Source organism: Streptomyces sp. NBC_01390, assembly GCF_045040105.1.
Classification (GTDB): domain Bacteria; phylum Actinomycetota; class Actinomycetes; order Streptomycetales; family Streptomycetaceae; genus Streptomyces.
The window spans coordinates 316,724-339,537 of the sequence record NZ_CP109551.1 but is presented as its reverse complement, the minus strand read 5'-3'; the positions used below and the strand labels follow the sequence as shown (position 1 = coordinate 339,537).

Here is a 22,814-nt window from a genome sequence, read left to right as displayed (position 1 = left end):
CGACACCACACTTCGGCACCACAGGGAGGCAGCAGACATGGAACTGGACTTCGGGCCCGCCGTACGCGACTTCCGCGACGAACTGCGGGACTGGCTGGCGGACCACCTCGTGGGCGAGTTCGCCGAGCACCGGGGCGTGGGCGGCCCCACTGACGGAGCCGCCTGGGAGGTCCGCCTCGCCTGGGACCGCGAGCTGTCCGCCGGGAACTGGCTGGGCGTCGGCTGGCCGGCGGAGTACGGCGGACGAGGCCTCGGACTGCTGGAGGAGATCGTTTTCGAGTACGAGTACGCCCGCGTGAACGCCCCCTACCGGGCCACGGTCAACGCCCTCGACCTGCTCGGCCCCATGCTCCTCAAGGTGGGCGGCGAGGAGCAGAAGAAGCGCTTCCTGCCGCCGATCCTCGCCGTCGAGGAACTGTGGGGCCAGGGTTTCAGCGAACCCGGCGCCGGCTCCGACCTGGCCTCGGTCCGCACCCGGGCCGAGCGCGACGACGGCGGAGAGTGGGTGGTGAGCGGGCAGAAGGTGTGGACGTCCTTCGGCATCCACGCCGACTGGCTCTACGTCCTCGCCCGCACCGACCCGGACTCCGTCCGCCACAAGGGCCTGACCATGCTGCTCGTGCCCACGGACCAGCCGGGCGTCGAGATCCGCCCCATCCGCAATCTCGCCGGCCAGGACGAGTTCGCCGAGGTGTTCCTCTCCGAGGCCAGGACCGGCGAGGACATGGTCGTCGGCGAGGTCGGCCAGGGCTGGCGCACCGCGATGGCCACGCTCGGCATCGAACGCGGCACGACGCTCCTGCCCCAGCAGCTCACCTTCGAGCGAGAGGCCGAGGCCCTGATCGACCTGGCCCGGGAGCGGGGCGCGCTCGACGACCCGATGCTGCGCCGGCGGATCGTCGACGCCTGGATCTCCGTACGCATCATGCGCACCACCAACCTCCGGACCATCGCCGAACTGACCGCGGGCCGCACCCCGGGCGCCCAGGCCACCACCGCGAAGCTGTACGCGTCGACCCGTCACCAGCAACTCGGCCATCTGGCGCAGGAGTTGGCCGGGCCCGCCGGTCAGATCGTCGGCGCGGACTACGGCCTCGACACCCGGCAGCGCTCCTTCCTCCTCTCCCTGGCGGAGACGATCTACGGCGGGTCCAGCGAGATCCAGCGCAACATCATCGGCGAGCAGGTGCTCGGTCTGCCCAAGGAGCCCAGGCCGTGACACCCGTGACCCCGGCGCCCTCGCTCGCGGAACGTCTCGACCGTGTCGAGTCGCACCTGGCGATCCAGCAATTGCCCGTCCGCTACGCGCTCGCCGTGGACGCCCGTGACCTCGACGCCTGGGCCGGCTGCTTCAGGCCCGACGTGGACATGGGACGCCACGGCCGGGGCCGGGAGGCGCTGCTGACGTACATCGATCCGCTCGTCCGGGGCTTTCACCGCTCCGTCCACCAGATCTGCGGACACCGCATCGAGTTCTCCGGCGGCGACACGGCCACCGGCTCCGTCTACTGCCGTGCCGAGCACGAGGTGGGGGAGCGGTGGATCGTCATGGCGATCCGCTACCTCGACGACTACGCGCGCGTGGACGGCGAGTGGTACTTCTCCCGGCGCCGTGAGCAGCACTGGTACGCGGCCGATGTGACCGAGCGCCCCCAGCAGGTCGGATTCGAGGGCTGGGAGGGTGCCGGACAGCCGGCGCTGCCCGACGCTTTCCCGTCCTGGGGACCTTTCTGGAAGGAGACGTGATGCGGCGGTTGGCGGGGAAGACGGCACTGGTCACCGGCGGCGGGCAGGGCGTGGGCCGCGGCATCGCGCTCGCTCTGGCGGCCGAGGGGGCGGCAGTGGTGATCACGGGCCGTACCGAGGCCACACTCAAGGAGACCGCCGGGGAGATCACCGGGCGCGGCGGCCGGGCCCACACCGTCATCGGGGACGTCGGCGAACGGGCCGACATCGACCGGATGGTGGCCGAGACGGTACGGGAGTTCGGCGGACTGGACGTGCTCGTGAACAACGCGCAGACGTCCGTCCAGCGCCGGCTGGAGGACACGTCGTACGACGATGTCGAACTCGCCTACCGCAGCGGCCCGTTGGCGACCTTCCACGCGATGCGCTCGGCCCTGCCCCAGCTGCGGGCCAGTCGTGGCAGCGTCGTCAACCTGGGTTCGTCGGCCGCGGTGCAGGGAGAGACGGGCTTCGCGGCCTACGCCATGGCCAAGGAGGCCATCCGCGGGCTGACGCGGGTCGCCGCGCGGGAGTGGGGCGCGTACGGGATCCGCGTGAACGTGGTCTGCCCGGCGGCGCTTAGCCCGGCGGCGGAGGCGTTCTTCGTCGCTCATCCGGAGAAGGCGCAGAGCGTGCTCGCGGGGATTCCGCTGGGCAGGATGGGCGACCCGGAGACCGACATCGGGCGGGCGGTGGCCGCGCTGGTCAGCGAGGACATGGCCTATCTGACCGGTGCGACGCTGATGCTGGAGGGCGGCCGCACCCTGATCGGGTGAGGCCCCCCTCCCGGGACGGGCCTATACGACGCCCCGGGCCCGCAGTCCCGCGAGTTGATCCTCCGTCACACCGGCGAGCCCGGTGAGGACTTCGGCGGTGTGCTCGCCCAGTGCGGGCGGCGGGGCGTACCCCTCGACCGGCGTCGCCGTGAACCGGATCGGGTTGGCGAGCAACGGCAGCGGCCCCGACACCGGGTCCTCGACCTCCACCAGCATCCCCCGATGCCGTATCTGGGGGTCGGCGAAGACTTCGGGCATCTCGTTGAACGGGCCCGCCGGGACGCCGTGTCGGTCGAGCAGCGCCAGCCAGTCGTCCCGGGTCCGGGTGAGCAGGATCGCCTCCAGGACCGGCAGGATCTCCTCGCGGTGGGCGATCCGGGCGGAGGTCGTGGTGAACCGGGGGTCCTGGAGAAGGTCGGTGCGGTCGGCGGCGGCGCAGAACGCGGCGAACTGCTTGTCGTTGCCCGCGACCAGGAACAGCGGCTTGTCCTGGCACATGAACGCCTGGGACGGGACTCCGCCGTACCCGCCGTTGCCGCGCCGCGTCGGCACCTCGCCGGAGACGAGGTAGTTCATCGCGAAGTGCGACAGGGAGGCCAGTCCGCAGTCGAGCAGGGAGAGATCGATGAACTGGCCCTCACCGGTGACGTCCCGGTGCCGTAGGGCCGCCAGTACGGCTGTCGAGGCGTACAGGCCGGTGAGGATGTCGACCATGCTGACGCCGACCTTCATCGGTTCCTCGGGATGCCCGGAGACACTCATCATCCCGGACATGGCCTGGAACACGCCGTCGTAGCCGGGGCGTTCGGCGTACGGGCCGGTCTGGCCGAAGCCCGTCACCGAGAGGTAGACCAGCCGGGGGTTGAGCTCGCGCAGGCTCTTGTGGTCGAGGCCGTACTTCGCCAGCGTTCCGGTGCGGAAGTTCTCGACCAGCACGTCCGACCGGGTGGCGAGGGCGCGGATCAACTCCTGCCCCTCGGCGGTGGCGTGGTTGAGCGTGACCGACCGCTTGTTGCGGTTGCAGGAGAGATAGAAGGCGGCGGTGTCCGTGCCGGCGGCGAACGGTGGCCCGTACGACCGTGAGTCGTCGCCCGTTCCGGGCCGTTCCACCTTGATGACCTCGGCGCCCAGGTCGGCCAGCAGCTGTGTGGCCAGGGGCGCGGCGAGGACACGGGACAGATCGAGGACGCGGATCCCGGCCAGGGCGGTCGACGGCATCGGGGTTCTCCCTCTGTTCACAGACAGCGAATGAGTTATATAAATAATACATCTGGCGTCAGGATCAAGACCCGCTTGATTGCTTCAACTATCCAATTCATGTAACTATATGGATCGGTCGACAGGCCGAGACCGGAGGGCGTGCTGATGACCGTCGCGGCGAGGACCCTCAGCGAACAGGAACAGCGCGACCGCCGGGCCTGGTTCCGGGCGCGCTGGGAGCGCGGGGTCGCCTTCAACCGCCGCTGCCGTATCCGGGTGACCCGCTGGGACGCGGAGGCCGTCGAGATCGTGCTGCCCTACGCGGAGTCCCTCTCCGCCCACGAGGGCCTCTTCCACGGCGGGGTGATCTCGGCACTCATCGACACCGCCGGCTCGGGAGCCGTGATCGCGGGGCACGACTTCACCAAGGGAAGCCGGCTCAGCACCGTGTCGATGTCGGTCCAGTACCTCGCGCCCGCCCGCGGCCACGAGGCCGTCGCCTACGCACGCTGTGTGCGCCGCGGCCACCGGCTGCACTTCGCCGACGTCGACGTGATGACCGACGGGCGCATCTGCGCCCGCGGACAGGTGGTCGTGACCATCTCCGGGGAACGGCAGGGCGTCGGCGATCCGATACCCCCGGCCGACTCCGCGGCCCCCGCCGATCTCATCGACTCGATCGACCCCATTGACTCCATTGACCCCATCGAACCGCTGACGGAGGCATGACGCGATGACTGACGAGCAGCCCGCCCAGGACGACGACCTGGTGCTGTACGAGGTCGACGAGGACGGCGTCGCCACCGTCACCCTCAACCGGCCCGAGCGCAAGAACGCCTGGAGCCTGCCCATGGAGCGCCGTTTCTTCGCGCTCCTGGACGAGGCCGCCCAGGACCCGGCGGTCCGTGCCGTGATCGTCACGGGCGCGGGCCGGGCCTTCTGCCCGGGCATGGACGTCCAGCGCCTGGAACAGAACGCCCAGCCGGGCCAGTCCCTCAACCTCCAGGCCCGCGTCCCCATGTACAGCAGACGACTGTTGCCGAAGCCGATGATCGCCGCCGTCAACGGCGCCTGCGCGGGCATCGGCCTCATCCAGGCGCTGATCTGCGACATCCGCTTCGCCGCCCGGGGGGCCCGCTTCACCACCGCCTTCACCCGGCGCGGCCTGGCCGGCGAGTACAACCTGCCGTACGTGCTGCCGCGCGTGATCGGCCTGGAGAACGCGCTCGACCTGCTGCTGTCCGGCCGGGTCTTCGACGCCGACGAGGCGAAGGACCTCGGCCTCGTCAGCCGCGTCGTCGAACCCGAGGACCTGCTGGACGCCGCCCGCGCCTACGCCCGGGACATCGCCCGCAACTGCTCCCCCCGCGCCATGGCCGTCGTACGCCACCAGGTGTACGGCGACCTCGACCGCACCTTCACCGACGCGCTCGCCCGCTCCTACTCCGCCATGGAGTTCTTCGCGGGCTCGCCGGACTTCCGTGAGGGCGTCGCGAGCTTCGTGGAGAAACGCGAGCCGAAGTTCGAGGGCCTGCCCCCGGACTTCGACCCGGACGAGGCCACCCGCGACGCGTTCCTGCCGTACTGAACCGAGAGGCATGACGATGACAGGGCAGCCGTTTCCCGTCGAGGCCGGGCACATCATGATGTTCGCCCGTGCCGTCGGCGACGAGAACCCGGCCTTCCAGGGCGCGAACGCCCTCGCGCCGCCCACCTTCACCATGGCGAGCGCCCACTACGACCCCGAGTACCACCTGCGCCCCAAGCCGGGGGAGGAGTGGTACGGATCAGGCGGCGGCCCCGGCGTGATGGCGGAGGGCGGCGGCGGACTCCACGCCGAGCAGCACTTCGAGTACCACCGCCCGGTGCGCGCCGGTGAGACGCTCTACGCGCACACCGTGCCGGGCCGCAGCTGGGAGAAGCAGGGCCGCACCGGCCGGCTCCTCTTCAGCGAGCGCATCACCGAGTACCGGGACGCCGGTGGCGAGCCGGTCGTCAGCGCCGTCACCGTGGCCGTCGTACCCGAGGGCCCCGCGACCCCGAAGGACGCCCGATGAGCCTGAGCACGGACGAGATCAAAGTGGGCGAGACACGGGAACGCGTCCTCGTCGAGGACCTGAAGCGCACCCGGATCGTGCAGTACGCGGGCGCCTCCGGCGACTTCAACCCGCTCCACACCGACGAACGCTTCGCCGTCGAGGCCGCCGGCTACCCGGGGGTGTTCGCGCACGGCATGCTGACGATGGGCATGACCGGCCGGATCCTCACCGACTGGGTCGGCACCGAGTCGCTCCTGCGCTACGGCGTCCGCTTCAAGGCACAGGTCTGGCCCGGCGACACCCTGACCTCCACGGCCACCGTCGAGTCCGTCGAGGACACCGACGCCGGACCGGTCGCCCACTTCTCGCTGCGTACCGTCAACCAGGACGGCGCCGAGGTGGTCACCGGCACGGCGGCGGCCCGCCTGGAACCGTGAGCCGGTGAACGGCGGACCGGGACCGCGGGGCGCGGGGGAGACGCGACCACCGCTGGAAACGGGGGAGTCGGGGAAGACGGGCGAGACGTGGACCGCGCAGGTGAACCGCGCCTACGACCACACCCGGCCCGCGGTCCGCTTCGGTGACCTGACCTGGACCGGACATGAACTCCTCGACCACGCGTCCGGCGCGGCCGACTGGCTCGACACCCTGGGCCTCGAACCCGGCACGCCGGTAACCGCGTTGGTCGCCACCTCCGCCGACGCCCTCGCCCTGGTGATCGGCGGCGCCGGATCCGGCCACCCGCTGGCGCCGCTCGGCGTCCGGATGACCGCGCACGAGATCGCCACCGTGGTGAAGGCGACGGACTCCCAAGTCCTGCTCGCACAGCCCGAGTTCGCCCGCCTCGGCAGCGAGGTGGCCGCACTCTCGGGCCGACGTCTCAGCGTGCTGCCCGAACTGTACGGTTCCGTACGGGAGTTGACGGCCGAGCCGGACGACCTCGCCGCCGTCCTCCACACCTCCGGCACGACGGGCCTGCCCAAACCCGTCCCCATGACCCAAGGACGCCTGGCCGCCCGCGCCCGCGTCAACGGAAGCCTGTGCGCGCTCGACCCCGACAGTTTCTACGGCGGCAGCGCACCCTTCCACCACATCGCGGGCCTCGGCAACCTGGCCGTCGCCCTCGCCGCCGGCGCGCTGATCACCGGGCTGCCCCGCTTCACCGTCGAGGGCTGGGCCCTGCTGCGGCATCTCGGCACCACGCACACCAGCATGGTCCCGGCGATGCTGGAGACCCTGCTGGCGGCCGGCGAGGCCCGGCACGAGACGCTGCGGACCCTCCAGTACGGGGGAGCGCCCGTGCGCCCCGGCACCCTGCGGCGGACGTACGAGGCGATGCCCGGCGTCCGCATGCTCAACATGTTCGGACAGACCGAGGGCTCGCCGATCAGCGTGCTCACCCCCGAGGACCACCGGGAGGCGGTCGCGGGACGCACCGAACTGCTGCGCTCCGTAGGACGGCCCGCGCCCGGGGTCGAGGTCAGGGTGGCGGGCGCCGGGCCCGACGGCGTGGGCGAGATCCATGCCCGGGCCGGCCACTTCTTCCGGATCGACGCCGAGGGCTGGCTGCACAGCGGCGACCTGGGCCGGATCGCGGACGACGGCTACCTCTACCTCCTCGGCCGACGCACCGACATGATCATCCGTGGCGGCGAGAACGTCCACCCGCTGGAGGTCGAGACGGTCCTGACCACACATCCCGGCGTGGCCGACGCGGCGGTGACGGGCGTGCCCGACGAGCGGCTCGGACAGACCGTCGTCGCCTTCGTCGTGCCGGCCGACCCCGGCGCCCCGCCGGACCCGGCGACGCTCAGAAGCCACACCCGCGCCCGGCTGTCCGGGTTCAAGGTGCCCGTCCGCTGGTGGTTCGTGGACGACCTGCCGCGCAACGCCAACGGCAAGGTCGTCCGCCGCCGGCTGCGGGAACCGCACGAAGGAGAAACCAGTGCCTGACCAGGTCGACCCGCTCCGCCTCGACACCCTCCTCGGCCGGATCCGCCAGGAGGTCGAACACGGCCCCCTGCCGTCCGCACAGGTCGCCGTCGCCCACGACGGACAGTTGGTGGCCTTCGAGACCTACGGCGACGCGCACGCCGGCACCCGGTACGTCCTCCAGTCCGTCGGACGGTCGATCGTCGCGGGCGTGGTGTGGAAGCTGATCGGCGACGGTCTCCTGGACGTGGGCGAACAAGTCGCCGCGATCATCCCGGAGTTCGCGCCGAACGGGAAGGAGACGGTGAACGTCGAGCAGGTGCTCACACACACCGCGGGCTTCCCCTTCGCACCCCTCGGGTACCCGAAGATGCTCGACCGCGAGCAGCGGCTCGCCGCCTTCGGGCGCTGGCGCCTCGACTCCCCGCCGGGGAGCCGCTTCCAGTTCCACCTCACCTCGGCGGCCTGGCTGATCGCCGAGATCGTCGAACGGCGTACGGGCCTCGCCTTCGCCGACTACCTGCGCGAACGGGTGGTGGAGCCGCTGGGGCTGGCGTCGATCGAGCTGGGAGTGCCGGTCGACCGGCAGCCGGGCAGCGTCGCCCCGATGCTCGCCACAGACCGCACCGACGACGACCAGGCCCCCGATCCGTGGGGGCCGTGGTACCTGTCCGATCCGGAGGTCCTGGCGGCCGGAGAGCCCAGCCACGCCCTGGTCGCCACCGCCGCCGACGTCGCCCTCTACTTCCAGGCACTGGTCCACTCCGGACTGTGGAAGCCGGAGGCCGTGGCGGAGGGCACCCGGATCAGGCTGACCGACCACCCGTACGGGGAGCGGATCTACGGAGGCGGCGGCAGCCGTCGTACCAGCATGGGGCTGTTCGTCACCGTGGCCGGCCCCGACGCGGGGAGCAACCTCCCGTCGACCGGCTCGACGGCGCTCTTCGGGAGCGCGGGGGCGGCCTACCAACTGGGCTTCATGGACCCGGAGTCGGGCCTGTCCTTCGCCTGTCTGAGCAACGGCTACCCGCTCGCCGGCTACGACAACTCGCCCCGTGGCACCGCACTGCTCACCGATATCGCGAACCTGGCGGCGGGCCTGGTCCGTTAGTGCGGACCAGGCCCGCCGCCAGGCGGGGTGGCACGACGCTCAGCGGCTGATCAGCTGCTGAGCGTTGTTGTACATGATGTCGTCCTGCGCCGACTCGTCGAGCTCCGTGATGAGCTTGCGGAAGTCGGCCGGTTGCGCCAGGCCCTCCGCGTGCGGGAAGTCGGAGCCCATGACGATGGACTCGTGGTAGCCGAGACGCTTGACCACACCCACGATGTCGTCCTCGGGGTAGGGCACCACGCGGATGTGCTTACGGAAGATCTGGCTCGGTCGCTCCTCCAACTGCCCGCCGATCCAGGGGCCGTTGCGGCCCATGCCCCGGCTCTTGTCCATGTGGCGGACGAAGTGCGGCACCCACTCGGAGCCGAACTCGGAGACCAGGACGTTGATGTCGGGGAAACGCCCGAAGAGGTTGTCGAAGATCAGCGCGGACAGCGTCTCCTCGATGGGACGCTGGCCGTAGGTGTTCTGCCACTGCCAGGCCGACATGCGGAAGTGGATGGGGTGGGGGTCGAAGCCCCAGGAGGGCGCCACCTGCGAGTTGTAGTAGAACTCGCTGATGTGGTAACAGACGCTTGCCTTGGCCTCGTTGACCAGCTTCCAGAACGGGTCGAAGTAGGGGTCGCCCGGGGAGCGCCCGTACACCGGTCCGGTGGGCAGCAGGATGAAGCGGGCGCCCTGCTCCAGGACGTACTCCAACTCCTTGACCGCGCTGGGCAGATCGCGCAGCGACAGCAGTGCGGGTGCGTAGATGCGGCCCTGGTGGTTGAAGCCCCAGACCTCGTTCATGTAGCGGTTGAACGAGTGGTAGTTGGCGTAGAGGGGCTCCACGCCCTTCACGTACTCCTCCGCGACCAGGGCCCAGCCGCCCGGGTAGATGATCGACTGGTCGAGGCCCTGCTCGTCCATGACCCGCAGTCGGGCGTCGCGGTTCTGGTACGACTCGTGCATCGGCTCGAACTGGTACGTCTCCTCGGGATTGCCCGAGGCCATCGCCTTGAGCATCTCCTTCAGCGAGCCGGGGCGGTAGACCTGCCCGAACTCCGGTTCCAGGCATACGACGATGCGGTCCCCGGCGAGGATCACCTCCCGCCCGTCCGGCAGTGTCACCGGTGCGACAGCCGAGCCGAGGAACTCCTTCGGGAGATAGCGGGTGAAGGAGTCCCGCTCCTCGTACATGTGCTGGTCGCAGTCGAAGATGGGTTTGCGCTGTTCGGCCATGGCCGTCGCCTCCGGACCCCGTAGCTAATCGGTACGCCTCCTATAATTATCTAACTGTTTCTCGGAGGCAAGGGGCTGACCGAAAGCGGGGTCCGGGGTGAGGTCAGTCGAGGAGTTCGAGGACCGTCTTCGGTCCGGCGGAGTTCACGACGTCGTCGGCGCTGGAGATGTGCCGCTGCCAGAGCTTCTCGGCCTCGTCCGCCTTGCCGGACTCGATCAGGCCGACCATCCGCACGTGCGCCCGGTGCCCCTTGAGGGCCTGCGTCTTCTGTGCCTCGGCGTCGGCGGCGGCCGCGGTGTACGAGGCGTTGGCCCGGTCGATGATGTTGCGGACCATGCCACACAGCAGGATCATCGTCTGGTTGCCGGTGAGTTCGACCAGCAGGGCATGGAAGGCGTCCTGCGCCTCGACCAGCGCCAGCGGGTCGTCCAGGACGGCCTTCTCGGCCGCGATCGCGTCGCGCAGCCGCTTGATGTCGTCCGCGGTGTGCTTGGTGGCGAGCTGGCGGGCGCAGGGCGGCTCGATGAGGGCCGCTGCGTGGTAGAGGTCGCCCAGGGTCGCCCCGCGGTATTCGAGGATCAGGCCGGCGAAGCGGGCGGCGACGTCCGAGTCGGGCGCGCTCACCCGGGCGCCGCCGTGGGCGCCGCGGCGGACCGTGATCAGCGACTCCGACTCCAGTACGCGGAACGCCTCGCGCAGCGTGGGGCGGGAGATGCCGAACTGCTCCATCAGGCCGGACTCCGGCGGCAGTGCGTCGTCCGGCTGAAGCTCGCCCCGCACGATCTGGCGGCGCAGGTGCGCGGCGACCAGTTCGGCGGTCTTCGGCACCCGCACCTGGCGTCCGACGCGGGTGCGGGCGGGGGCGGGCACGATCGCCGTTTCGCGTGCGCGGGCTGCCTCGGCCACGGTGGGCTCCTCATATAGCAAAATGAATCGTCTTAGTGCATGGAGGGTACCAGGTCAAGGGTTGGTTGATCATCTCTTCGTGGCACCTGATCTGGTGCCACCACCGGTCTTTGGTATATAGATGATTCATCTAGCTATAAAACCAACGGGCCCGTGGGAGTGACCTCGATGACCGAGAATCCGACCCCGGTGATCCTCACCGAACTCACCGCCGACGGGGTCATGCTCATCACCCTGAACCGGCCGGAGCGGCACAACGCCTGGACGCTGGAGATGGAGCTGCTCTACAACGAACTCTTCGACCGGGCGGAGGCGGACCCGGAGGTCCGGGCGGTGGTGCTCACCGGCGCCGGACGGAGTTTCTGCCCCGGTATGGACATGAGCGTGCTGGACGGGGCGTCGTCCGGCGCCCGCCCCTGGCCCACCGACCGGCTGCCCCCGCGCACCCGCCCCATGACGTTCCCCAAGCCCGTCGTCGCGGCCGTCAACGGCGCCTGCGCCGGCATCGGGTTCAACCAGGCCCTGATGTGCGACGTCCGCTTCGCCGTGCCGCACGCCAAGTTCGCCGCCGCCTTCAGCGCACGCGGGCTGGTGGCCGAGGACGGCGTGTCCTGGATCCTGCCCCGGCTGGTCGGCCACGGCAACGCGGCCGACCTGCTGCTGTCCTCGCGCCGTTTCACGGGGACGGAGGCCCACACAATGGGGCTGGTCAACCGCCTCGTCGAGCCGGACGAACTCCTCCCGGCGGCCCTCGCCTACGCGACCGAACTGGCCCGCACGGCCAGCCCGTACGCGATGTCGCTCATCAAGCGGCAGCTCGCCGACGACCAGGCACGGTCCTTCACGGAGAGCCGTGACAACGCGGCGGCGCTGCTGGCCGTGGCCAAGCGTGCCCCGGACTACCGGGAGGGCGTGCGCAGCTTCATCGAGCGCCGGCAGCCGGAGTTTCCAGGGCTGGGGGAGAGCGAGGCAGTCCCGGGGGACTCGGTGTCCGGGTCCGAGCTGCAGGAGGCCTCGTCATGACCCGCGCGGAACTCCCGCTGCACCGCCGTACGATCACCGTCACCGCGTACGAGGAGGCGGGCGGCGAGATCTCCGTCGAGGCGCGACTGTGCGACGAGCGCCCCTGGGAGGAGCCGCCCGGCGGGATCGTCCACCACATGGCGCTGTCCGTGCGGATCCGCCTCACCGACATGGTGATCACGGCCGCCGAGGCGGACATGCGGGGTTTCCCGCACGCGGAGTGCCCGCTGATCGCGCCGGCCTTCGACGGCCTGGCCGGACTCAGCGTGGCCGCCGGCTACAACAGGGCGATCCAGGAACGCTTCAGGGGTGTCCTGGGCTGCTCGCACCTCTACGAGCTGTCCCGCGCTCTCGGCCCCGCGGCCGTGCAGGCGGCGATGTCGGCCGCGGCGCGGCGCCGGGCCGCGGCCGGTGATCATGACCACGATCCGCGTGCCACCGCCGGCGTGCTGAACAGCTGCCACATCTGGGCACCGGACGGTGCCGGCCTGCGCAAACTGGCCGCCGGCTGGCGCCCGGGCACGGGCCCCCGCCCGGTCCCGACCCTGAGCACCTTCGAACACCCCGACCCCTCCTGACCTGCCGAGCCGCCCACTGGCTGACCGGGGCTGACCCCCGGACCGGCGGTGGTCTCGCACCTGACCGGACTTCACTCGGAAGGGCCGGCCGGATGTGCTGCTCGGCCAGGGTTCGCCCCAGATCCGGCAGAGGTGGCGAGCCTGTCCGGCCGGGCTCGCGCCTGGACGGATTCCGCTCGGAGGGGGTCCGGTGCGCTGCTTGGCTGGAGCCCGTCCCTGACACGGTCGGGGGTGCGAGTGTGTCCGGCTGGGCTTGCACCTGACCGGTCTCTGCTCGGCGGGACCGGATGCGCTGCTTGGCCGGAGCTCGCCCTGGATCCGGCCGGGGTGGCGAGGTCTGTTCGGCGGCGATCGCACCTGGCGGGACTCCGCTCGGAAGGACCGGGATGTGCTGCCTGGCCGGAGCTCACCCGGCACTCGACACCCGGCAGAGGCGTCGGGCCTGTCCGGCGGAGTGTTGTGCTTGCTCGGCTGAAGGGCGGACCGGGTCTGCCGGGGCCCGCTCAGGACCGGCCGGGGCCTCGCAGCCGGGTGGCCGGGTGGCCGGGTGTCCCACCCCCGCGGGCGGGACACGTACCTGTCCGGGGTCTGCTCGGCCGGTCGGGGCTCGCGCGCTCCGCCGCTATCCGGCGACGCTCGCCCTCGGCTCTCGCGGTAGGCCCAGTACCTTCTCCGCGAGGATGTTGCGCTGCACCTGAGAGGTGCCCGCGTAGATCGTGCCCGAGAGGGCGATCAGATACGTCGTCGACCAGGACGCCGAGGAGTTCGCGGCGCCGGGGTCGTCGGTGCGGTAGGTGCGCAAGGGAGGCCGGCCGACCGGCACCTGGCCGTGCAGGCCCATGATGTCCATCGCCAGATCGGTGACCTGGGTGTGGTACTCGCTCCAGTACAGCTTGGCGATCGACGACTCGGGGCCCGGCTCGGCGCCCTTGAGCCACCCGGTGAGAATCCGGTAGCCCAGGCAGCGCATGATCTCGACCTTGGACCAGCACCAGGCGATCCGCTGGCGGACGACCGGGTCCTGGTCCTTGCCGTACAGCCGGGCCAGTTCCACCAGCCGTTCCACCTCCGCCCGGAACAGGATCGGGTTGGTCGCCGCCTCCTCCCCGCGCTCGACGCCCAGCAGGCTCTGCGCGACCGTCCAGCCGTTGTCGACGCCGCCGACGACGAGATCGGCGCGGGTGCGGGCGCCCTCGAAGAACACCTCGTTGAAGTGCAGCTGTCCGCTCATCATGCGGAACGGCCGTACCTCGACGCCGGGTTGGTCGAGCGGGACCAGGAGGAAGGAGATGCCCCGGTGCTTGGACGCCTCCCGGTCCGTGCGGGCCAGGACGAAGATCCAGTCGCTGTGATGGGCGCCGGAGGTCCACACCTTCTGGCCGTCGATCACCCACTCCTCGCCGTCCCGCACCGCGCGGGTCTTCAGGGAGGCCAGATCGGAACCGGCGTCCGGTTCCGAGTACCCCTGGCACCAGGTGTCCTCGCCGCTCAGGATGCGGGGGAGGAAGTGGCTCTTCTGCTCCTCCGTGCCCCAGCGCAGCAGTGTGTTCGCCAGCATCTTCACGCCGAAGGTGTCCTGCGGCAGCCCGAACGGCACACCTGCCAGGGCCAGTTCCTCCATCAGGACGACCTGATGGAGCTTGGACAGGCCACGACCCCCGTACTGCTCGGGCCAGGTGAGCGACAGGTAGCCGCGCTCGACGAGCCGGCCGCGCCAGTCGCGGGCGAAGGCCCAGGCCGCGTCCTCGTCCAGCGCCCCGATGCCCTTCCAGTCCGGCGGCAGCGTCTCGGCGAGGAACGCCCTGACCTCGGTACGGAACGTCTCGGTCTCCGGGGGGTAGCTGATGTCCACCTGTGTTCGCTCCTCGTCCGACGCCCTGTCCGCACAGCTGATCGCTGTATTGATTGTTTCAGCATAATAGGTTATCTATTTAACGGGAATAGCGTCGAGTCAGGGGCGGGCGGACATGGGACTGCTGGACGGCCGGAACGCGGTGATCACCGGCGGCGCACAGGGCATCGGCTTCGAGATCGCCGGTGTCCTCGGCAACGCGGGCGCACGCGTCGTCCTCGGTGACATCAACGAGGACGCCGCCGCCGAGGCCGCCGAACGCCTCGCCAAGAACGGCGTCACCGCCACCTCGCTGCGCTGCGACGTCACCGACGAGGACGAGGTCGCCGCCCTCGTCGCCCACTGCGCCGACACCTTCGGCCCGGTCGGCGTCATGATCAACAACGCCGGGATCACCCGGGACGCGACCCTCCGCAAGATGCCCCTCGCCGACTTCCGTGCCGTCGTCGACGTCCACCTCACCGGCGCCTGGAACGGCACCCGGTACGCCGCCGAGGCGATGCGGGCGCACGGACAGGGCGGCAGCATCGTCAACATCTCCTCCATCTCCGGCAAGGTCGGCAACTTCGGCCAGACGAACTACAGCGCCGCCAAGGCCGGCCTCGTCGGCCTCACCAAGGCCTCCGCCAAGGAACTCGCCAAGGCGGGCATCCGCGTCAACGCCGTACAGCCCGGTCTGATCCGCACCGCCATGACCGAGGCGATGCCCCCAGCAGCCTGGGACGCGAAGCTCGCCGAGATCCCCCTGGGCCGCGCGGGCGAACCCGCCGAGGTCGCCCAGGTCGTCCTCTTCCTCGCCTCCGACATGGCGAGCTACCTCACCGGAGCCGTGATCGAGGTGACCGGCGGCCGGTACATGTGAGCCCCCCAAGAAAGCGATACGGCCCCCTCATGAAAGGCCCACGCGATGCCCGCCCTCCTGCGTGACGCGGTGATCTGCGAACCCGTACGTACCCCCGTCGGCGGCTACGGCGGAGTCTTCCGCGACGTGACGGCCGCCGAACTCGCCGCCACGGTGGTCCGCGCGGTGCTGGAACGGACGGGCATACCGCCCGCCGCCGTCGACGACGTCCTTCTCGGCCAGTGCTACCCCAACGGCGAGGCACCCGCCATCGGCCGCGTCGCCGCCCTGGACGCGGGACTGCCCGTCGAGGTACCGGGACTTCAGATCGACCGCCGCTGCGGCTCCGGCCTCCAAGCGATCATCAACGCGGCGATGCAGGTGCAGACCGGCGCGAGCGACCTCGTGCTCGCCGGTGGCGTCGAGTCCATGAGCCAGGCCGAGTTCTACACCACCGACGTCCGCTGGGGCGTACGAGGCCCCGGCACCACCCTGCACGACCGGCTGGCCCGTGGCCGCGTCACCTCCGGCGGCGTCAACCACCCCGTGTCCGGGGGCATGCTGGAGACCGCCGAGAACCTGCGACGCGAGTACGCCATCCCCCGCGAGGAGCAGGACCGACTCGCCCTGCGCTCGCACGAGAAGGCCGTCGCCGCCCAGCGGGAAGGCCGGTTCGACGACGAGATCGTCCCCGTCACGGTGCGTACGCGGAAAGGCGAGACGGTCGTCGACACCGACGAACACCCGCGCCCCGACTCCTCGTTGGAGAAACTCGCGAAGCTGCGTCCGGTGCTCGGCCGCCAGGACCCGGAGGCCACCGTCACGGCCGGCAACGCCAGCGGGCAGAACGACGGAGCCTCGCTCTGTGTCGTGACCCACCCGGAACGAGCCGCCGAACTCGGCCTGCGCCCCCTGGCACGCCTGGTCTCCTGGGCCGTCGTCGGCGTGCCCCCGGAGACGATGGGCATCGGACCCGTACCAGCCACGACGAAGGCACTGGAACGCGCCGGGCTGAAGCTCGCCGACATCGACCTGATCGAACTCAACGAGGCCTTCGCCGCCCAGGTGCTGGCCTGCACCCGTGCCTGGGACCTGACCGAGACCGACTTCGAGCGGTTCAACGTCAACGGTTCCGGCATCTCCCTGGGCCACCCCGTCGGCGCCACCGGCGGTCGCATACTCGCCACCCTGCTGCGCGAACTCGACCGACGCCAGGCCCGCTACGGCCTGGAGACCATGTGCCTCGGCGGCGGACAGGGCCTGGCCGCGGTCTTCGAACGGCCGACGCACACAACCCACGCCACCGGAGGACGCTGACATGGCCGGACTGATCGCATACGGCGCCCACGTGCCGTACCACCGCCTCGCCCGCGCCGATGTCGCCGCGACCCTCGGAACCCCGGCGGCCAAGGGGACCAGGGCCGTCGCGGGCTACGACGAGGACACCACGTCCATGGCCGTCGAGGCGGCCCGCAACGCACTCGCCCGCGACTGCCTGCGCCCCCGCGTCGGGCAGCTCTTCCTCGCCACCGCTGCACCCGCCTACCTCGACAAGACCAACGCGACCGCCGTCCACGCCGCGCTCCGCCTCGACGAACACGTGCTCGCCGTCGACATGGCCGGCTCCGTACGCTCCGGACTCGGCGCGCTGGTCACCGCCGCCCGCTCCGCCGTACCGACCCTGGCCGTCCTGTCGGACCTGCGCACCGGGCTGCCCGGCGGCGCCGACGAGGTCGCGGGCGGGGACGGCGCGGCGGCCTTCGTCTTCGGCGGCCACCGCAACGGCGCCCCCGTCCTGGCCGAACTCCTCGCCCACGACACGGTCAGCGACGAGATCCTCGAACGCTGGCGACTGCCCGGCGCCCCCGCGTCCCGGGTCTGGGAAGAGCGTTTCGCCGAGGAGATCTACGTCTCCCTCGCGGACAAGGCCCTCACCGCTGCCCTCGACCAGGCCGGTCTGGAGCGCGGCGCCATAGACCACCTCGTCGTCTCCGGTCTGCACGCGCGCGCGTGCGCCGCCGTCAGACGAGGGGCGGGCACCCGTCCCGAGGCGGTGACCCCGGACCTCACCGGGGTGATCGGCAACGCCGGCACCGCCCAGCCGGGCCTGCTCCTCGCCGACGTCCTCGACCGTGCCGCACCCGGCGAGACCATCGCCCTTGTCGTGCTCGGCGACGGCGCCGGAGTCCTTCTGCTGCGCACCACCGACGCGCTCCCGGCCCACCGTGCCGCCCGCCCGGTCGCCGCCCAGATCGCCGCGGGCAGCGCCCCGATGCCGTACGCCACCTATCTCACCTGGCGCGGCCTGCTCGACCGCGAGCCACCCCGCCGGCCGGACCCCGAGCCGCCCTACGCCCCGCCCGCCCACCGCCGTACCGCCTGGAAGTACGGCTTCGTCGCCTCCCGCTGCGAGAAGTGCGGCACCCGGCATCTCCCGCCGGACCGGGTGTGCTCGTCCTGCCGGAGCGTGGACGCCATGACCGACGAACCGATGGAGCGGGTGCGCGGCACGGTCGCCACGTTCACCGTCGACCGGCTGGCCCACACGCCGAGCCCGCCGATGCTCGTCGTGGTCGTCGACTACGACGGCGGCGGCCGCTTCCGCTGCCAGCTCACCGACGCGACCGAGGCCGACGCCGTCATCGGCGCCCGGGTCGAGATGACGTTCCGGCGCACGGTCACCGCCGCCGGCGTCCACAACTACTTCTGGAAGGCCCGGCCGGTACGCACCGGCGGCGAGACCGAGGAGACACACGGATGAGCTCGCACGGAATTCGGGACCGGGTCGCCATCGTCGGCATGGGCTGCACGACCTTCGGCGAACACTGGACCCGCTCGGCCGAGGATCTGCTCATCGACGCGGTGGGCGACGCCGTGACCTCGGCAGGCATCACCCTCGACGACATCGACGCGTACTGGTTCGGCACCCAGGCCTCCGGCGTGTCGGGGCTGACCCTGAGCCGCGCCCTCCACCTCCCCAACAAGCCGGTCACCCGCGTCGAGAACATGTGCGCGACCGGCTCCGAGGCCCTGCGCAACGCCTGCTACGCCGTCGCGTCCGGGGCGTACGACGTGGCGATGGCGGTCGGCGTGGAGAAGCTCAAGGACTCCGGCATGTCCGGGCTGTCCGGCACCGCCATCCCGGGCGCCGGCGACGACAGCCGCGGCGAGATCACGGCCCCGGCCAACTTCTCGCTTCTCGCGCCGGCCTACGCCGCCAAGTACGGCCTCTCCGACGAGGAGATGAAGGACGTCATCACCCGCATCGCCTGGAAGAACCACGTCAACGGTGCCCGCAACGCCCGCGCCCAGTTCCGCAAGGAGGTCCCGCTGGAGCGCATCCGGTCGGCCCCGATCATCGCGGGCATGCTCGGCGTGTTCGACTGCTCGGGAGTCTCCGACGGCTCGGCCGCCGCGATCGTCGTCCGCGCCGAGGACGCCTACAAGTACACCGACAAGCCGATCTTCGTGAAGGCGCTGTCCTTCGTCGCCGGACCGGCGGACGGGCTCCTCGATCCGGAGTACGACTTCACCACCTTCCCCGAGGTCGTCGCCTCCGCCCAGGAGGCCTACCGGCAGGCGGGCATCACCGACCCGCGCACCGAACTCGCCCTGGCCGAGGTGCACGACTGCTTCACCCCCACGGAACTGGTGCTGATGGAGGACCTCGGCTTCTCCGAACGCGGCCAGGCGTGGAAGGACGTCACCAGCGGTTCGTTCGACCTGGACGGCTCGCTGCCGGTCAATCCGGACGGTGGCCTGAAGGCCTTCGGTCACCCCATCGGCGCCTCCGGCCTGCGCATGATGTTCGAGGCATGGCTGCAACTGCGGGGCGAGGCGCCGCCCGAGCGGAAATTGACGTCCCTGGCCGAGGGACGATCGCTCGCCCTGACCCACAACCTCGGCGGTGGACCGGGCGAATGCGTCTCCTTCGTCTCCGTCGTCGGCAACGAACTCACGCACTGAGAAAGGCGATTCGGCCATGGGACGACTCGAAGGCAAGATCGCGATCGTCACCGGCGCCGCCTCCGGCATCGGCGCCGCCACCGCACGCCGGGTGGCGGCGGAGGGAGCGCACACCGTCGTCGCCGACCTGAACACGGACGGCGCCGAGGCGGTGACGAAGGAGATCCGCGCCGTCGGCGGCTCCGCCACGCCGGTCACCGTCGACCTGGGGGACGTCGACAGCGTACGAGCCATGGTGGCCGCCGCCGTCGACACGTACGGCGGGCTCGACATCCTGCACAACAACGCGGCGGCCACCCATCTGGCCGCCCGCCAGGACCTCGCCGTCGGGGAGGCCGACCCGGCGGTCTGGGACGACACCATGCGCATCAACCTGCGCGGGACCATGGTCGCCATCCAGGCGGCCGTCCCGCATCTGATCGCCCGCGGTGGTGGCTCGATTATCAACACCTCGTCCGGCTCCGGCCTCGCGGGCGATCTGCGCAACCCGGCGTACGGCGCCTCCAAGGCCGCCCTCATCAACCTGACGCAGTACGTCGCCACCCAGTACGGCAAACAGGGCGTGCGCTGCAACGCCGTCGCGCCGGGGTTCATCGTCACCCCGGCGAGCTCCGGTTCGGCCCACGGGGCGATCCGTGAGGCGATGCTGCGCCACCACCTCACCCCGCGCCTGGGCCGGCCGGAGGACGTCGCCTCGGCGGTCGTCTTCCTCGCCTCCGACGAGTCGACGTTCATCACCGGCCACACCCTGCGCGTGGACGGCGGCCTGCTCGCCCACCAGCCGTACGTCGCGGATCTGCGCGACGCCTGAAACGGCTCCCGGAACGGTTCGGAGGCGCCTCCCTCACGGGAGGCGCCTCCGAACCGTTCCACGAGCGTCGTCAGGCCACCGTCTCCGGTTCCAAGTCGCCCAGGTAGGCCGCCCGGACCGCCGGGTCCCGGCGCACCTCCTCCGGCGTGCCGGCGCAGATCCGGTGTCCGAAGTCCAGCACGACGACCTGGTCGCAGACGCTCATGACCATGTCGACGTCGTGCTCGACGAGCAGCACTCCCATGCCCCAGTCCTCGGCGAGCCGCCGTACCAGGTGGGCCAACTCCCGCGTCTCGTCGTCGGAGAGGCCCGCCGCCGGTTCGTCGAGGAGCAGCACGGACGGCGAGGCCGCCACCGAGCGGGCGATGGCCAGCAGCCGCCGCTCCCCGTACGACAGGTCGCCCACCGGCCGGTCCAGACTGTCCTGGAGCCCGAACTCCCTTACGGCGACCAGCACATGGGCAGGAAGTGGACGGCTGCCGGGACGGATCAGGTCCGTGAGCCACGCCCACCGGCCGGGTCGGTCGCAGGCCGCGTAGAGGTTGTCCAGGACCGTCATGTCCTCGAACAGTTCCAGCGACTGGAAGGACCGGCTCAGCCCGGCCGAGGCACGCCGGTGCACGGGCAGCCGGGTCACCTCCCGCTCGCCCAGGCGGACCGCGCCGGACGACGCCCGGGTGAAGCCTGTGACGGCGTCGATCGCGGAGGTCTTGCCCGCTCCGTTGGGGCCGATGAGCCCCACCACCTGGCCCGGTTCGACGTCCAGCGAAAGACCGTCGACGGCGACGACACCGCCGTAGCGCACGGTCAGGTCTCGCACATGGAGGGGGAGCGGAGTGGCACGGGGCACGTCCGAGGCGGCTGTTTCCCCCGATTCCGTAGCTCCCGTAGCTCCGGTCGGGACGGCTTCTGTCCGTGCGCTCGCGACGCGCCCGCGCTTCGGCGCCAGTCTCCGTCGGATGGCCGTGGCCGGTCTGCCGGCGTCCTTGCCGATGCCGTCCTGGTTGCCGACCAGCGTCAGTACCAGAATGATCCCGCCGATCAAGGGCATCCAGTCGCTCAGCCCGGGCAGCACCAGGTCCCCGAATCGCGCACCGACCGTGCCGGCGGCGAAGGTCGCGCCGAACAGCGTGCCGACAAGGAAGCCGACGCCGCCGATGACGGCGAGGCCGAGTGCGGTGATGGAGTCGAAGGAGGCGAAGTCGGAGAAGACGACCGAGGTCGAGCGGAAGCCGGTCAGTACTCCGGCGAGCGCGGCGATGGCCGAAGACAGGCCGAAGGCGTAGAGCTTGGCTGCTCGGACGTCGATGCCCAGGGCGGCGGCGGCCCGCTCGTTCGCCCGTACGGCGATCAGCCGACGGCCGGTGCGGCTGCGCCGTACGTTGGCCACGACGAGGGTCGCCGCGACGAACAGCACGAGCACGACGGCGGCGTACCGCTGCGGATGGTCGACGCCGGAGATGCCGATCCCGAAGAGGGTCTGCTTGCCCACCACGATGCCGTCGCTGCCCGGGGTGGTCGACAGGTCGGTGTTCTGGAAGACCATCGCCTCCAGTGTGGTGCCGAGCCCCAGCGTGATGATCGCGAGGTTGACGCCACGGGTGCGGACCGCCGGCAGCGCGAAGAGCAGGCCGATCGGAACCGTCCCCAACACCCCTGCCAGTAGGGCGAGTTCGAAGGGCCAGCCCCAGTCGGCCGCAGCGTGTCCCGCGATGAAGGCGCCCGTGCCGGCGAGGGCGTAGGCCGCGAGCGAGACCTGACCCGCGTATCCGGTCACCACGGTGATCGACAGGATGACCAGCGACAGCACCAGGGTGTTGGTGACGGCGTCGGCCCACAGCGGTGTCGACACGCTCACCAGCAGCAGCGCGACCACGACGGCCAGCGTCAGTGGCATGGGGCGCACCCTTCCGGTGCCCAGGGCCGGCAGCCGGTCCAGGAAGGTTCCGCGCAGCGGCAGCGCCCGGCCGCGTGCGACCAGCACCAGGGCGATGCAGAGGAAAGGCACTGAGGAGGCGAGGCCGGTCACGCCGGAGCCGAAGCGAGTGAGTTCGGACTGCACGATCCCGATGACCAGACCGCCGGCCAGGGTGACGGGGAACGACGAGAACCTGCCGACCAGGGCGGCGGCCAGCGCGCTCAGCAGCAGGGTGGTCAGGCCGGTCACCGACAGGCCGATGACCGGCACGATCAGGATTCCGGTCAGTCCCGCGAGCGCCGAGCCGAGGGCCCAGTTGCCGGTGGCGATGAGATCCGGGGACCAGCCGAGCGACGCGGCGGCGCCCTCGTTCTCCGCGACGGCGGTCGTGCCGAGGCCGAACAGGGTTCGCTTGTAGAGGAGATGCAGGACCACGGTGATGGCCAGGGCGATGCCGATCAGCCAGAGACGGTCCTCGGAGACCGTCGCCCCGGCGATCGTCAGCAGTCGGGTCGGCAGTTTGCCGGGCACCAACTGCAGGCTGTCGCCGTAGCGTTTGACGGCGATGGCGGTCAGTACGATGAACACCGCCAGGGTGGCGACGAGCCGGGCCAGGGTGGACGCCCGGCGTAGCGGGCGCAGTACCAGCAGATGGGTGAGCACACCCAGAAGCGCGGAGGCGAGCACCCCGCACGCGGTGGCGGGCCAGTAGGGGACGCCGTGCTCGGTGGCGAGCTCCCACTGCACATAGGCGCCCGCCATCCCTATCGCGCCGTGCGCGAGGTTGAGGACGCCGGAGCCCCGGTAGACCAGCACGATGCCGTGCGCGGTGAGCGCGTAGAGCGCTCCGAGACCCAGGCCCAGCAGGGCGAAACGCAGGATGTCGTCCATCGGGAAACCTCTCGGAAGTGAGG

General features: G+C 71.0%; 21 protein-coding genes. 16 read left to right on the top strand and 5 right to left on the bottom strand.

What is annotated here, in order from left to right:
- Positions 1 to 37 precede the first annotated feature (37 nt).
- The 3 genes from OG241_RS01285 to OG241_RS01275 are packed head-to-tail and all read left to right on the top strand — an operon-like array spanning position 38 to position 2,501.
- The gene (locus OG241_RS01285; RefSeq protein ID WP_405812989.1) at positions 38 to 1,219 is read left to right on the top strand and encodes an acyl-CoA dehydrogenase family protein; all 1,182 of its coding nucleotides are present in this window, start codon (positions 38 to 40) and stop codon (positions 1,217 to 1,219) included.
- Positions 1,216 to 1,746, top strand: a complete 531-nt coding sequence (locus OG241_RS01280) for a nuclear transport factor 2 family protein (protein WP_405812987.1) — start codon at positions 1,216 to 1,218, stop codon at positions 1,744 to 1,746. Before OG241_RS01285 ends, OG241_RS01280 begins: the two co-directional genes overlap by 4 nt.
- Positions 1,746 to 2,501, top strand: coding sequence for an SDR family NAD(P)-dependent oxidoreductase (locus OG241_RS01275; protein WP_405812985.1), 756 nt, complete (start codon positions 1,746 to 1,748; stop codon positions 2,499 to 2,501). The genes OG241_RS01280 and OG241_RS01275 overlap by 1 nt, the downstream gene beginning before the upstream one ends.
- 21 nt (positions 2,502 to 2,522) lie before the next feature.
- On the opposite strand, the gene OG241_RS01270 is transcribed toward OG241_RS01275, so the two are convergent.
- Positions 2,523 to 3,719, bottom strand: a complete 1,197-nt coding sequence (locus OG241_RS01270) for a CaiB/BaiF CoA transferase family protein (RefSeq protein ID WP_405812983.1) — start codon at positions 3,717 to 3,719, stop codon at positions 2,523 to 2,525.
- Between the two features lie 147 nt (positions 3,720 to 3,866).
- Between OG241_RS01270 and OG241_RS01265 the strand changes: the two genes are divergently transcribed.
- The 6 genes from OG241_RS01265 to OG241_RS01240 are packed head-to-tail and all read left to right on the top strand — an operon-like array spanning position 3,867 to position 8,783.
- The gene (locus tag OG241_RS01265; RefSeq protein WP_405812981.1) at positions 3,867 to 4,430 is read left to right on the top strand and encodes a PaaI family thioesterase; all 564 of its coding nucleotides are present in this window, start codon (positions 3,867 to 3,869) and stop codon (positions 4,428 to 4,430) included.
- Between the two features lie 4 nt (positions 4,431 to 4,434).
- Positions 4,435 to 5,289: an enoyl-CoA hydratase-related protein gene (locus OG241_RS01260; RefSeq protein WP_405812979.1), complete on the top strand. Its 855-nt coding sequence runs from the start codon at positions 4,435 to 4,437 to the stop codon at positions 5,287 to 5,289.
- A 10-nt stretch (positions 5,290 to 5,299) separates the two neighbouring features.
- Positions 5,300 to 5,758, top strand: coding sequence for a MaoC family dehydratase N-terminal domain-containing protein (locus OG241_RS01255; protein ID WP_405812978.1), 459 nt, complete (start codon positions 5,300 to 5,302; stop codon positions 5,756 to 5,758).
- Positions 5,755 to 6,177 carry a MaoC/PaaZ C-terminal domain-containing protein gene (locus tag OG241_RS01250; RefSeq protein WP_405812976.1) on the top strand — a complete coding sequence of 141 codons (423 nt, stop codon included), beginning with the start codon at positions 5,755 to 5,757 and terminating at the stop codon, positions 6,175 to 6,177. Before OG241_RS01255 ends, OG241_RS01250 begins: the two co-directional genes overlap by 4 nt.
- 4 nt (positions 6,178 to 6,181) lie before the next feature.
- Complete coding sequence (locus tag OG241_RS01245; protein ID WP_405812974.1) at positions 6,182 to 7,693, top strand: class I adenylate-forming enzyme family protein; 1,512 nt, start codon at positions 6,182 to 6,184, stop codon at positions 7,691 to 7,693.
- Complete coding sequence (locus tag OG241_RS01240; protein ID WP_405812972.1) at positions 7,686 to 8,783, top strand: serine hydrolase domain-containing protein; 1,098 nt, start codon at positions 7,686 to 7,688, stop codon at positions 8,781 to 8,783. Before OG241_RS01245 ends, OG241_RS01240 begins: the two co-directional genes overlap by 8 nt.
- A 39-nt stretch (positions 8,784 to 8,822) precedes the next feature.
- On the opposite strand, the gene OG241_RS01235 is transcribed toward OG241_RS01240, so the two are convergent.
- Positions 8,823 to 10,004 carry an amidohydrolase family protein gene (locus OG241_RS01235; protein ID WP_405812970.1) on the bottom strand — a complete coding sequence of 394 codons (1,182 nt, stop codon included), beginning with the start codon at positions 10,002 to 10,004 and terminating at the stop codon, positions 8,823 to 8,825.
- A 103-nt stretch (positions 10,005 to 10,107) separates the two neighbouring features.
- Positions 10,108 to 10,911 (bottom strand): FadR/GntR family transcriptional regulator, encoded by an 804-nt coding sequence (locus tag OG241_RS01230; protein ID WP_405812968.1) that lies wholly within the window; start codon positions 10,909 to 10,911, stop codon positions 10,108 to 10,110.
- A gap of 168 nt (positions 10,912 to 11,079) precedes the next feature.
- Between OG241_RS01230 and OG241_RS01225 the strand changes: the two genes are divergently transcribed.
- A complete protein-coding gene (locus OG241_RS01225) occupies positions 11,080 to 11,934 on the top strand; it encodes an enoyl-CoA hydratase-related protein (protein WP_405812966.1) in 855 nt (284 codons plus the stop codon).
- Complete coding sequence (locus OG241_RS01220; RefSeq protein WP_405812964.1) at positions 11,931 to 12,512, top strand: DUF2889 domain-containing protein; 582 nt, start codon at positions 11,931 to 11,933, stop codon at positions 12,510 to 12,512. The genes OG241_RS01225 and OG241_RS01220 overlap by 4 nt, the downstream gene beginning before the upstream one ends.
- A gap of 622 nt (positions 12,513 to 13,134) precedes the next feature.
- On the opposite strand, the gene OG241_RS01215 is transcribed toward OG241_RS01220, so the two are convergent.
- Positions 13,135 to 14,364: an acyl-CoA dehydrogenase family protein gene (locus OG241_RS01215; protein WP_405812962.1), complete on the bottom strand. Its 1,230-nt coding sequence runs from the start codon at positions 14,362 to 14,364 to the stop codon at positions 13,135 to 13,137.
- 115 nt (positions 14,365 to 14,479) lie between these two features.
- Between OG241_RS01215 and fabG the strand changes: the two genes are divergently transcribed.
- The 5 genes from fabG to OG241_RS01190 are packed head-to-tail and all read left to right on the top strand — an operon-like array spanning position 14,480 to position 19,982.
- Complete coding sequence (fabG, locus tag OG241_RS01210; protein WP_405812960.1) at positions 14,480 to 15,226, top strand: 3-oxoacyl-ACP reductase FabG; 747 nt, start codon at positions 14,480 to 14,482, stop codon at positions 15,224 to 15,226.
- 45 nt (positions 15,227 to 15,271) lie between these two features.
- Positions 15,272 to 16,522, top strand: a complete 1,251-nt coding sequence (locus tag OG241_RS01205; protein ID WP_405812958.1) for an acetyl-CoA C-acetyltransferase — start codon at positions 15,272 to 15,274, stop codon at positions 16,520 to 16,522.
- Between the two features lies 1 nt (position 16,523).
- Positions 16,524 to 17,966: an OB-fold domain-containing protein gene (locus OG241_RS01200; RefSeq protein ID WP_405812956.1), complete on the top strand. Its 1,443-nt coding sequence runs from the start codon at positions 16,524 to 16,526 to the stop codon at positions 17,964 to 17,966.
- Positions 17,963 to 19,171 (top strand): acetyl-CoA acetyltransferase, encoded by a 1,209-nt coding sequence (locus tag OG241_RS01195; protein WP_405812954.1) that lies wholly within the window; start codon positions 17,963 to 17,965, stop codon positions 19,169 to 19,171. Before OG241_RS01200 ends, OG241_RS01195 begins: the two co-directional genes overlap by 4 nt.
- 16 nt (positions 19,172 to 19,187) lie before the next feature.
- Positions 19,188 to 19,982: an SDR family NAD(P)-dependent oxidoreductase gene (locus tag OG241_RS01190; protein WP_405812952.1), complete on the top strand. Its 795-nt coding sequence runs from the start codon at positions 19,188 to 19,190 to the stop codon at positions 19,980 to 19,982.
- 70 nt (positions 19,983 to 20,052) lie between these two features.
- Here the strand turns inward: OG241_RS01190 and OG241_RS01185 are convergent, their stop codons facing one another.
- Entirely contained in the window at positions 20,053 to 22,791 is a 2,739-nt protein-coding gene (locus OG241_RS01185) for an ABC transporter permease subunit (RefSeq protein WP_405812950.1), read from the bottom strand.
- Positions 22,792 to 22,814: the final 23 nt, after the last annotated feature.

Excerpts from the sequence above, each read along its gene's own strand:
- OG241_RS01285 (WP_405812989.1), top strand. The coding sequence starts at position 38 with ATGGAACTGGACTTCGGGCCCGCCGTACGCGACTTCCGCGACGAACTG.
- OG241_RS01275 (WP_405812985.1), top strand. The coding sequence starts at position 1,746 with ATGCGGCGGTTGGCGGGGAAGACGGCACTGGTCACCGGCGGCGGGCAG.
- OG241_RS01270 (WP_405812983.1), bottom strand. The coding sequence starts at position 3,719 with ATGCCGTCGACCGCCCTGGCCGGGATCCGCGTCCTCGATCTGTCCCGT.
- OG241_RS01265 (WP_405812981.1), top strand. The coding sequence starts at position 3,867 with ATGACCGTCGCGGCGAGGACCCTCAGCGAACAGGAACAGCGCGACCGC.
- OG241_RS01260 (WP_405812979.1), top strand. The coding sequence starts at position 4,435 with ATGACTGACGAGCAGCCCGCCCAGGACGACGACCTGGTGCTGTACGAG.
- OG241_RS01255 (WP_405812978.1), top strand. The coding sequence starts at position 5,300 with ATGACGATGACAGGGCAGCCGTTTCCCGTCGAGGCCGGGCACATCATG.
- OG241_RS01250 (WP_405812976.1), top strand. The coding sequence starts at position 5,755 with ATGAGCCTGAGCACGGACGAGATCAAAGTGGGCGAGACACGGGAACGC.
- OG241_RS01235 (WP_405812970.1), bottom strand. The coding sequence starts at position 10,004 with ATGGCCGAACAGCGCAAACCCATCTTCGACTGCGACCAGCACATGTAC.
- OG241_RS01225 (WP_405812966.1), top strand. The coding sequence starts at position 11,080 with ATGACCGAGAATCCGACCCCGGTGATCCTCACCGAACTCACCGCCGAC.
- OG241_RS01220 (WP_405812964.1), top strand. The coding sequence starts at position 11,931 with ATGACCCGCGCGGAACTCCCGCTGCACCGCCGTACGATCACCGTCACC.
- fabG (WP_405812960.1), top strand. The coding sequence starts at position 14,480 with ATGGGACTGCTGGACGGCCGGAACGCGGTGATCACCGGCGGCGCACAG.
- OG241_RS01205 (WP_405812958.1), top strand. The coding sequence starts at position 15,272 with ATGCCCGCCCTCCTGCGTGACGCGGTGATCTGCGAACCCGTACGTACC.
- OG241_RS01200 (WP_405812956.1), top strand. The coding sequence starts at position 16,524 with ATGGCCGGACTGATCGCATACGGCGCCCACGTGCCGTACCACCGCCTC.
- OG241_RS01195 (WP_405812954.1), top strand. The coding sequence starts at position 17,963 with ATGAGCTCGCACGGAATTCGGGACCGGGTCGCCATCGTCGGCATGGGC.
- OG241_RS01190 (WP_405812952.1), top strand. The coding sequence starts at position 19,188 with ATGGGACGACTCGAAGGCAAGATCGCGATCGTCACCGGCGCCGCCTCC.
- OG241_RS01185 (WP_405812950.1), bottom strand. The coding sequence starts at position 22,791 with ATGGACGACATCCTGCGTTTCGCCCTGCTGGGCCTGGGTCTCGGAGCG.